This window comes from Streptomyces bambusae (assembly GCF_020532645.1).
In the GTDB taxonomy this organism is placed as follows: Bacteria; Actinomycetota; Actinomycetes; order Streptomycetales; family Streptomycetaceae; genus Streptomyces; species Streptomyces bambusae.
In genome coordinates this window covers 108621-118392 of the sequence record NZ_JAJAUZ010000021.1, presented here as the reverse complement: position 1 = coordinate 118392, position 9772 = coordinate 108621, and the positions used below count along the sequence as shown (strand labels likewise).

At 68.3% G+C, this 9772-nt stretch carries 11 protein-coding genes; all 11 read left to right on the top strand.

Going from position 1 to position 9772, the window contains the following annotated elements; genetic code table 11:
• The first annotated feature begins 1469 nt into the window (after positions 1-1469).
• The 11 genes from LG634_RS17240 to LG634_RS17190 all read left to right on the top strand — a co-directional run bounded on the left by LG634_RS17240 (position 1470) and on the right by LG634_RS17190 (position 9691).
• Positions 1470-2645, top strand: a complete 1176-nt coding sequence (locus LG634_RS17240) for a bifunctional DNA primase/polymerase (RefSeq protein ID WP_226734718.1) — start codon at positions 1470-1472, stop codon at positions 2643-2645.
• Between the two features lie 215 nt (positions 2646-2860).
• Complete coding sequence (locus LG634_RS17235) at positions 2861-4240, top strand: DNA primase family protein (RefSeq protein ID WP_226734724.1); 1380 nt, start codon at positions 2861-2863, stop codon at positions 4238-4240.
• The gene (locus LG634_RS17230) at positions 4237-4638 is read left to right on the top strand and encodes a DUF6009 family protein (protein WP_226734717.1); all 402 of its coding nucleotides are present in this window, start codon (positions 4237-4239) and stop codon (positions 4636-4638) included. The genes LG634_RS17235 and LG634_RS17230 overlap by 4 nt, the downstream gene beginning before the upstream one ends.
• Before the next feature lie 266 nt (positions 4639-4904).
• Positions 4905-5381 carry a hypothetical protein gene (locus LG634_RS17225; RefSeq protein ID WP_226734716.1) on the top strand — a complete coding sequence of 159 codons (477 nt, stop codon included), beginning with the start codon at positions 4905-4907 and terminating at the stop codon, positions 5379-5381.
• A 311-nt stretch (positions 5382-5692) separates the two neighbouring features.
• Positions 5693-6214: a DUF4262 domain-containing protein gene (locus LG634_RS17220; protein WP_226734715.1), complete on the top strand. Its 522-nt coding sequence runs from the start codon at positions 5693-5695 to the stop codon at positions 6212-6214.
• Positions 6215-6396: 182 nt separating this feature from the next.
• Positions 6397-6924 carry a S1 RNA-binding domain-containing protein gene (locus LG634_RS17215; RefSeq protein ID WP_226734714.1) on the top strand — a complete coding sequence of 176 codons (528 nt, stop codon included), beginning with the start codon at positions 6397-6399 and terminating at the stop codon, positions 6922-6924.
• Between the two features lie 270 nt (positions 6925-7194).
• Entirely contained in the window at positions 7195-7587 is a 393-nt protein-coding gene (locus LG634_RS17210) for a hypothetical protein (RefSeq protein WP_226734713.1), read from the top strand.
• Between the two features lie 131 nt (positions 7588-7718).
• Positions 7719-8228 carry a DUF2199 domain-containing protein gene (locus LG634_RS17205; protein WP_226734712.1) on the top strand — a complete coding sequence of 170 codons (510 nt, stop codon included), beginning with the start codon at positions 7719-7721 and terminating at the stop codon, positions 8226-8228.
• Positions 8229-8389: 161 nt separating this feature from the next.
• Positions 8390-8578: a hypothetical protein gene (locus LG634_RS17200; RefSeq protein WP_226734711.1), complete on the top strand. Its 189-nt coding sequence runs from the start codon at positions 8390-8392 to the stop codon at positions 8576-8578.
• Between the two features lie 11 nt (positions 8579-8589).
• Positions 8590-9042: a hypothetical protein gene (locus LG634_RS17195; protein ID WP_226734710.1), complete on the top strand. Its 453-nt coding sequence runs from the start codon at positions 8590-8592 to the stop codon at positions 9040-9042.
• 361 nt (positions 9043-9403) lie between these two features.
• On the top strand, positions 9404-9691 hold the full coding sequence (locus LG634_RS17190; RefSeq protein WP_226734709.1) for a hypothetical protein: 288 nt from the start codon (positions 9404-9406) through the stop codon (positions 9689-9691).
• Positions 9692-9772: the final 81 nt, after the last annotated feature.

The following is a 9772-nucleotide window of genomic DNA, read 5'->3' as shown; positions in this document are numbered from 1 at the left end:
GCAGGTCCCGTCAGCCGCTGCACCCCGGTACCGCGCCCGCCTGCCGGCAGTTGTTCGGGGTCTTCTCCTGCTCCGCCCTTCCTGCGGGGCTTCCTGCTTGAGGGGCGCAGAAGCCGGATTCACACGCCAGGCCGAGGGTGGGCAGTGAGCGACCTCGACTGGGACTGGCACTGGGAGTACGGGACCGGCCAAGGGCGCCCTATTTGCGCGGCACCCAAGAAGGTAATCGAAGGCACTTCCCGGGTGATTCCAGTCGGATCAACTCATGGAATCTGCCTGTTGGGCTGCGCCCACTCTGCTGGTGACCGGACAGCTCGAGTGGGGGCCGGAGTTCCTTCGCTCCCGGACGACCTTGCAGCAGAAATAGAAGCTCAGGCTGACGGTCCTCAGCAGGGTGGGGAACAGTGGCTAGCCAGGCCTGCAGAGCCCTTGCAGATGCGTTTTTTCCGAATCATGGGGAGGGCCTATGAGCCCTGAGATGCGGGGCTGGTCGAGCCTCTTTAACTCTTTAGCTCAGTGCATCGGGTCCCACGAGGATTTCTCCGCTCATTTTATTGCTCGCTTCCTGCAGTTTTATTCAGCAGTGCGGATTTCGCGATCCTACGATTTAACGTTGTAAAAAAAAAGGACCTCGCACTGGCCTATTCACGAAGTCTTTTACTCTTCGAGACATCGCACATATCCGTCACTACGAATCCTGCAAGCGCGGGGCTGGTGGGACTGTGGGTTGGTGGGCCGGGTGCGGGAGGGGGGTGGGTGGCTGCTGGTTGGCGAGTGGGGCGTGGCGGTGTGGTGGGGGTTGGGTCGCTTCGGTCGCTTGGGTCGCTGAGGGAGGGGGGTTGGCGTCCAGTGGGGTTGACGGTTCAGTCGCTGTCGATGGCTTCAGTCGCTTGGGTCGCTGCAGTTCACGGGGGTAGCGACTGAAGGGGAAGCGACCGAAATCGTTCAGTCGCTGGTTCAGTCGCTTGGCGTTTGTGCAGGTCAGAGGGGTGATGGAGGCTTGATAGCGACCGAAGCGACTCAAGTTCCTGTATATGAAGACATTCGCGTGTGCGTGTGCGTGTCATAGATGGGACCCTTCAGTCGCTTCAGTCGCTATTTTGGGGTCCACAGGGCCTCTGAGCTGCGGAGATGAGGTAGCGACCGAGGCAGCGACTGAAAAGCTTCAGTCGCTGGTGTCTACGCGTTCAGTCGCTGCCCCCTGGAGGGGTTGGAGACGACCTCCAGGAGAGGGGTTGGGTTCAACGGGGGCGCCCGGGTCGGAGAGTCGGGGCGCGCCGGTGCATCGTCACCCGTTCGCCACACCGGGATGCTCCCTCCTCCGGGTGTGATCGTCCGCTAGGGTGTGCTTGACCCATTGTTGAGCTTGAGTCGCTTCGGTCGCTGTCGGAGTCATACATGGCCCCTGAGCTGCAGTTTTCTGGCAGCGACCGAAAGACCGGCTCAGTCGCTGACGTACGGAAAGCCCCGTGACCCGCCGCGCCGCAGGATTCGACGCACCCGAGAGCCGCTCGGTCGCTCGGTGGTGCGCGGAGCGGGGTTGGCCCGTACACCCGTTGGCCTCGGGGCAGAAGACTCCGCCGAAGAACTGCATGCTGTGTCAGGGGCACAGCCACCAGCCGGCGGACTGCCAGTGCATTCCGGCGGGGCGGTGGTGCCACGGTTTCCATGCCGCGACCACCGACCTCGCCCGGATCGAGAACTGGTGGGGGGCCCAGCCGACCTTCGGTGTGGGGGTTGCCACCGGGGCCGCCGGGCTGATCGTCATCGACATCGACGCGCACGGTGGCGCGGTCCCGGAGCGGGACCGGATCCTTCCGGGGATCCACATCGGGGAACACGTGGATCTGACCGGGCTGGCGAACGGTTTCCACACGCTCGCGGTGCTCGCCGCGTTGCGAGGGGCACCGGATCCCGCCTGGGACGAGGAGACGCTTCGGGTGCGCACGCCATCGGGCGGGCTGCACTTGTGGTACCGCGCCGGTGAAGGGCGCGAATGGCAGTGTTCGTCCGGGGCCAGTCGGTCGCGGGCGCTTGCATGGCAGGTGGATGTGAGGGCGACCGGGGGGTACGTCGTTGCGCCGGGGACAGTGACCCAGGCCGGGACGTACGAGTTGCTGGGGACGTGTCGTACGCCGGGAGAGCTGCCGCAGTGGCTCGCCGACGAACTCGTGCGTACCGGGCATCTCGTGGTGAATGGGACTGTGAAGCCCGTGCGGCGCACAGCGAAGTCCGTGAAGGGTGCTGGAGAGCCTGTGACGGTGCCCCAGCCCGTCCAGGGGGCCAACAGGCGCTCCGGGGGCGGTACACGGCCCCGGAAGGCTGTCAAGGGCGCCCAGGGCGCTCTGGGGGGCCGTGGGGCGCAGAAGGCTGCTGTGGCGGCGCTGTCGACCGTGCTGGCGGAAGTGGCCGCGTGCGGGAGCCAGAGCCAGGGGGCGGGTTTCTCGGAGAAGTTGAACCGGGCCGCGTACACCGTGGGAGGGCTCGTGGCGGCCGGGCACATCGAAGAGGCCGCGGGCGCCGAGGCGCTGCGCGTCGCCGCCGAGCACGCACGGCCCGGGCAGGCCGCCCGGGTTCAGCAGATCATCGTCAGCGGCATGAACGCGGGCCGGCAGAAGCCCCTGTACGCGGGGGGCCGGTCGTGACGAACTCCGGTGGCGACTTCGATCCGGTGGCCGTCGCCCGGCAGATCCTGCAGGGCGCGCCGACGCAGCTGGAGCTGCCCGGTCCCGTCGAACTGCCCGCGCAGCACGCCCCGGCGCCGCCCGCCGGCGATCCGGCGGGTGCCGTGCCCGGTCCGGCTGCCGCGTCCGCGGCGACGCCGAACGTGCCCGCCGGCCGGGCCGCGGCCAGTGGCCTGATGCCCGACAGCCTCACCGACCGGGGCAACGCCAAGCTGTTCGTACGGCTTTACGGGCGGGAGTACCGGCACATCCCGGGCCTCGGCTGGTACCGGTGGATCGGGCACCGGTGGGAGCTCGACGAGGACGACACCGTGATGTGGGCGGCCGGCGAGATGGCCGAGCAGCTCACCGAGCACGACCCCGAGGGCCTCCACACCACGACCAACCTGCGCCAGCACCGCCGCCGCGCCCTGTCGACTTCGGGCATGAAGGCGATGCTGATGCAGGCCAAGTCGGCGCCGGGCATGGTGCTCAGCGCGACCCAGCTCGATGCGGATCCGTACGCGCTGTGCACGCCGGGCGGGGTCGTGGACCTGCGGACCGGTGAGGTCATCGCGCCGGACCCGAGCAAGCACTACCACTCGCGGGCCACGTCGGTGGCGCCGGAGAGCATTCCTACGCCGCGCTGGCAGATGTTCCTGGAGGACACGTTCGGGGACGACGCCGAGGGCAAGGAAGTGATCAGCTTCTTGCACCTGCTGCTCGGTTACTCGATCACGGGTGACGTGGGCGCGCAGATCATGCCGTTCCTCTACGGCATGGGCAAGAACGGCAAGTCGGTGCTCCTGGACGTGATGGTGAAGCTGCTCGGCGACTACGCCGACGCGGCCCCGCCGGGCTTCCTGATGGCGAAGCCGTTCGAGGGGCACCCGACGGACCTTGCGGAACTGCACGGTCGACGCGTCATCGTGTGTTCGGAGTTGAAGCCGGGCGACCGTTTCGACGAGGCGCGCGTCAAGTTGCTGACCGGTGGTGACCGGATCAAGGCGCGGCGGATGCGTCAGGACTTCTTCAGTTTCGATCCGACGCACAAGTTGTGGCTGCTCGGCAACCACCGTCCCGAAGTCGGCACCGGTGGCTTCGCGTTCTGGCGCCGCATGCGACTGATTCCGTTCGAGCGGGTCGTGCCCGATCACCGGAAGGTCGACAATCTGGCCGATGCGCTCGTCAACGAGGAGGGCCCGGGCATTCTGTCCTGGCTGATCGACGGCGCGCGCCGGTACCTTGGCGGCGAGAAGGATCTCACCGGACCCGACAAGGTCCGGATCGCGACCACTGCCTATGCGGAGACCGAGGACCACATGGGCCGCTTCATCAGCGAGGCCTGCGTGCTGCAGTCCGGTCTGCGTGCCGAGCAGACGCGGATGTACCAGGCATACCGTCAGTGGTGTGCCGACGAGGGCGCCAACCCGGTGACGTCCCGCGCGTTCGCGGCGCGGGTCCGGGAAACCCTTGGTATGAGCAGCCCGAAGGGCATGCTCACCTCGAATCAGCGGAAGTACTACCCCGGCATCGGTCTGATGGCCGACCCGGACCAGGAGGAGGAGGGTACGTGAGCGCGCTTATCGAACCCCAGCAGATCGCTCACGAACACGAGATCGTCTGGCTGGAGTCGATCGAGAGCCTGGACTACGTACGGCAGAGCCTGGACCGGCTCCAGACCCGCCGTGGCAAGCCGCCGTACCACCGCGACGGCCGGATGGTCGGCTACGCGACCCTGTCCTCCAGCGCTCGCGCCTCCCGCGCGTCCGGGACCTTCCTGCGCCGGGTGTTCTGGCTCCTCCCCCACGACCGGGACCAGCAGCCGGACGGGAGTTACGCGTCCAGCTCGCCGTCGGAGGCGATCGATCCGCGGACGATCTCGCCGAAGGTCACGGGGCACAAGACGCAGCGCTCGGCCGGTCCGCCGTCGGCGGCGATGCGCGAGCTGGGGATAACGCTTCCGGAGAGCTGAGGGGGCGGGCGAGCGCCTCGTGCGACTTCGCCGTCTGTCCGGTATTTGGCGTCAGTTGATAGTTTCGGACTGTTGCTGCCGCTTTGAGGAAGCTTGTTGACCGCAGGAGCGGGTGCCCGTGAGTGAACCGGGGCTCGTGGAGCGGTCGTTCACATGGGCGGGGCCGTGGGGTGCACGGTTACGTGCACGGCCATGTGTGCCCGGGGTGCGGCTGGGCGCGGTGAAAGTGCCGCGACAGGCCTCGGGGGGCTCCGTACGCTGCCACGATGGAGATCACGGTGCAGTGGGTCAGGACTTCATGGACGAAGAAGTCCCGTGGTGGTGAGGCGGCGGCGCGGCGGAACGCGGTACCGGTCGGGTACCTGCTGCCCCGCGTGCCCGACGGTGGCGCGCATCTCGTGCGCACGCGTGAGGACGACGGCTTCGTGGTGAAGGAAAGCGTCGTGGAGTCGCGCAAGCCGGTTCCCGTGCGCCTTCGTGAGGTCGATGGCCGACTGCGGGTACTCCCCCACGTCGACCCGCTGTACGGCATCCCGCCCCGACCCCGTCGGCTGCCCGCCGTGAACCTGCAGCCGGGGCAGTGGGTGCGGTGGCAGCTGAACTACCGCTTCAGCAGCGCGGCCGGCGTGCGGGACTGGTCGTACTGGCTGGACACCTTCAACATCGCGTACGGGCCGGTGGCCCCGGACGCCTTCCTGGGGGAGCCGAGCGTGTACGTGGACGAGCGGGGGCCGGTGCGGTGAGGCGGCGTGGGAGGACGGCGATCGGGTTGCCGGTCGGGGTGCTGCTCCTGGCTTCACCGGAAGGGTGGGCGCGGAGCCTGCGGCTGGCGGACGGTTCCTGCCTGCGCGGTGGGTGGGCTTCCCCGGAGCCGGCCGATCCGGCGGAGGCGTTGCGTGCGACCGAGCTCTGGGTTGCGGGGCTTGCGCGGGACTTTCACGGGGTGGAGGTCGCGGTGACGTGGACCCGGGACGAGCCGTGGTCGTGGACTGCCGTGGTGGATGTGGTGCGGGCTGACGTCCAGACCGGGCCGGGGACCTCGTAGCCTTCCCGGATGACCGATGCCGCCTTCTCGTGCCGTTGCGTCCTGTGCCATGACTACGGCGACCGGGAGGCGGCGGACGACATCGACCGCATGATGATCGACCACGTGCAGAGGTACGGCTGGCACGTGGTGATGGTGCCGGAGGACGAGGCCGGCCCCGGCTTCGCGTACACGGTCGGTCTGGCCCACAGCTACGGCTCCGCCGAGCTCGCGGTGTTCGGGCTGGACATCCACGTCATGCACCGGATGCTGAACCGGCTGGGCGAGCGGGTCGCCGCCGGGGCGGCGGTCGAGGCCTCCCCGATGGAGCTGCGGAACGTGCACCCGGGCTGGTACCGGACCTTCTTCGGCTGCGCCCTCGCCTTCTACCGGCGCCCACCCCTGCCGTTCCTCCAGGTCGCCTGGCCCGACGCGGACGGCCGCTTCCCCTGGGATCCGGCCGCCACCCCCGCCCACCGCGACTCCCAGCCCCTGCTGTGGCTGCACCCCCGGGACCACCGTTCAGGCGTTTGGACCGCCGAACTTGCGTGACGCCTGACCCCCGGTTTCAAAACCGGGTTTTGAAACCGGGGGTCAGACAGCCCTCGGAGCCCGCGGTCGCGGCCGGTTCAAAACCGGGTTTTGGGAACGTCGGGCGTTGAGGCGCCCGGGGGTTTCTCTCCCCCGCTGCCGCCCGGGTTGGTCTCGTGGTGCTCCGTGCGAGTCTTGCCCGCATGGACTGGCGATCTGAGAAGTCGGAGCTCTGGGCGTTCCTGGAGTCATTGCGTAGTGGTGAGACATTGGGCGGAACCGTGTCTTCGATCGATAGCTTCGGCGTCTTCGTCGCGCTGGACCGGGGCCCGGACCACCCGCTGTTTCCGGGCGTCGGCTTCATCTCCATGCCTGAGTTGTCGTGGATCCGGTGGGAGTCCGTCTCTGATGTCGTGCGGATCGGTGAGCGGATCGTGTGCGAGTTCATGGCCTTCGACACCTGGAATCTCGAGGCGAGGCTTTCGCTGCGGGCTACCCGGCCGGATCCCTTCGAGGAGTTCGCGCGGAGTGTTGCGCCGGGGCAGTTGCTGCGAGGGCGGGTCACGAAGGTGGTTCCGATCGGGGTGTTCGTGGAGGTTGCGGAGGGGGTCGAGGGGTTGGTGCGGGAGCTTCCCGTGAGGGACGGCGTTCGTGTGGGGGACGAGCTGACTGTTGTGGTCGGTGAGCTGGACCGTGCGCGGCGCCGGGTGACTCTCGCTTGCCGGGGCTGAGGGGGGATTTTCAAAACCGGGTTTTGAGGATCGGGCCGACTGGGGGATGGGTGGGGTTGGTACGGGGGCCTGCGGGGTTGGTCGGGAGGGCTGTGGGGCGCGGTTCCAAAACGCGGTTTTGAAGCGGTGCGGGGAGACGCGTTCGGGGGGCTTCGCGGGCGGGTGCGGGGTCGGGTTCAAAACCGGGTTTTGGACTTGCGGCGGGGCGTGCCGCCTTCTGCCCTCCTCCCCCGCTGTCCGACGGGACCGTGTTGATGGGAGTCTGGTGTCGTGGAGCAGTTCGTGGAGATGGCGGATTCGCCGGACTGGGCCGTCAGGGCTGAGGCCGGGCGGCGGCTGGCGGCCGAGCCTCGGATCGAGCGCTACTCGGGCGTGCTGCATCGTCTGCTGCTGGATGCCCGGGACACCGGAGTCACCTCGGAGACGGCTGCCGCGCTGTTGGCTCGGAGGGATCTCGCCGGCTTGCGGGCCGTGCTGGCCGCCCGCGCGGTCGCGTCTGACGAAAGCACGGCGGAGCAGCTTGCCGCGGAGCTCGACTGCGATCACCGCTGGGTGACCGGAGCCGATGGCGGTGAGCTGCTCGGCCGGCTGCGAGAGCTGGCCACGGACGCCGACCCCGAAGTGCGCAGCGAGGCTCTGCTGCGACTTTCGCGTCTGCGCTGATCGGGTACGGGAGGCCTGGAGAGCGCGGGTTTCAAAACCGGGTTTTGAAGTCACCCCCGCAGGAGCGACGTCCGGCCGGCCGGACGTGGTACTCCCCCCCATGGCCAGACCGGCGTCACTACGCTCGGGCCATGGCTAACGATCTCGGCTTCACTTGCGCGTGCTGCGGTGAGCACCACACAGAGCTGCCCCTGAGCTACTCGACCCTCGCCCCCGATGTCTGGGATCCCAGCTTCGAGGCGGAGCCGGACTGCATGTTGTCGTCCGACCAGTGCGTGATCAGAGGGCAGCACTTCTTCATCCGGGGGCTGATCGAGATACCCGTGATCGACAGCGGGGACGTCTTCTCCTGGGGCGTGTGGGTCTCGCTCAGCAAGGACAACTTCGTCCGCGCCCGTGCGGTCTGGGACACGCAGGGGCGGGAGACCGAGAAGCCGTACTTCGGCTGGCTGAGCACCGAACTCGCGCTCTATCCCGAGAGCACCACCAACCTCCGGACCAACGCCCACACCCGGCTGGTGGGCATGCGCCCCTCGATCGAGCTGGAGCCCACCACCCACCCGCTCGCCGTCGAACAACGCACCGGCATCACACTGGCCCGCGTCCGCGAGATCGCGATGTCCGTACTGCACCCGTCCTGAGGCACCGGCTGGCGGGGCGGGTTCAAAACCCGGTTTTGAAAGTGGCGCTCGGAAGGGTGGGTTCGATGGGTGGGGGCGGGCTTCCGCAGGGGTGGACCGTGGAGAGGGTGCGGGAGGAGTCGGGGGATACACGGGCAGCGGTCTCGGGTGGGGAGCGGTTCGTGGTGGTGGAGGACTGGCGGCTGGGGGAGTACGTGCCGCTGGAGGCCGGAGTGATCCTGACGTTCCACGAGCTGTGTCTCGTGGAGGCGGAAGGAGAGTGGTTCATGGGACGGACCGAGGCGGACGGAACGGTGATCTGCTGGGCCTCGTACGGCTCGGATCTGGGGGAGGCGATCCGGGGGCTGTGAGGGAGTTTTCCGTGGTGAGTTCAAAACCCGGTTTTGAAACCGGGTGGGAGGAGGGGGTCGTGGGTTGGCCGTCGGTGGTGATTCTTGGGGCTGTGGGGGAGCGGGCGGGGTTGGAGGCGCGGATCCGGGGGTCGGGGGTCGTGCCGGATGCGGCGGTTGAGGGGGAGCGGCTGTACTGGCGGGGGTACTCGTACCACCTCGATCTGTCCGGGGGGATCTTGGCGGACTATGAGCCGGATGAGGTGGAGGAAGTCGCCGCGAGGGTTGGGGAGCCGTACGGGGTGTGGGTGGCGAGTCAGTCGATGGAGGCGGCGCGGGTGTTCCTGCGGGAGGTGCTGAGCGGGTTCGACGGGCTGCTCGACACGAACCACGGGGAGATCCTGGCGGCGGGGGAGTTCCTGGCCCTGATCGACCGGTACCCGGATTGGGACTGGCGGCGGCGGGAGAGTACGGAGCTTCCGTAGGAGTGGGGGAGCGGGGGAGTGGGGGGTGGAGGAGTGGGCATGGCGCCAGGGGCCGGCCGCCGGTGGGCAGGGTTTTTCAAAACCCGGTTTTGAAACCGGTCGCGAGGGAGTCCGCCGGCCACCCCTCAGACTCGCCCGTTCGGCTCCGGGGCGGAGGCCGGCAGCCGCTCCGGGAGGTCGTCCGGGCCTGATTCAAAACCGGGTTTTGAAGTCCGGCTGAGGAGGACCACCTCGGCCCCCCCGATCGGCCTCCGTGTAGGTGCCGGGTCACGGCAGGCGTGTTGTGCTGGGGTGGGCAGTCGGAGCGTCGGGTGCCCTTCAGGGTTGAGCGCAGGGTTCATCAGGTGAGGAGCCACCGGGCATGGCCGTCTTCATTCACGTTCCGCTTCCCGGCATCACGACCGAGCAGTACGACGCGCTCAACGCGCGGCTGCAGGAGATGCCCGGCATCTTCGACGGCTGCCTGTCGCACGTGTGCGCCCGGGTCGGCGGAGGCATCGAGATCTTCGATCTCTGGGAGAGCGAAGAACACATGCGGGCTTTCGGCGAGCGGATGGCCCCCATCGCGGTCGAGTTCGGCTTCCCGGTCGACCCGTCCCAGCCGCCCGCAACCCAGGCCGTACACAACTACTGGACCACCGGCGGCTAGGGGTGTTGCGCACCTGAGGACGTTCGTCGGGGCGACGCTGCTCGCGGTGTTGCCGGCGTTCCAGCGACGGGCGCGCTGGGT

Coding starts and splice junctions, on each gene's coding strand:
- LG634_RS17225 (WP_226734716.1), top strand. CDS start 4,905: ATGGAGATCACGGTGCAGTGGGTCAGGACTTCATGGACGAAGAAGTCC.
- LG634_RS17235 (WP_226734724.1), top strand. CDS start 2,861: ATGCCCGACAGCCTCACCGACCGGGGCAACGCCAAGCTGTTCGTACGG.
- LG634_RS17205 (WP_226734712.1), top strand. CDS start 7,719: ATGGCTAACGATCTCGGCTTCACTTGCGCGTGCTGCGGTGAGCACCAC.
- LG634_RS17220 (WP_226734715.1), top strand. CDS start 5,693: ATGACCGATGCCGCCTTCTCGTGCCGTTGCGTCCTGTGCCATGACTAC.
- LG634_RS17215 (WP_226734714.1), top strand. CDS start 6,397: ATGGACTGGCGATCTGAGAAGTCGGAGCTCTGGGCGTTCCTGGAGTCA.
- LG634_RS17190 (WP_226734709.1), top strand. CDS start 9,404: ATGGCCGTCTTCATTCACGTTCCGCTTCCCGGCATCACGACCGAGCAG.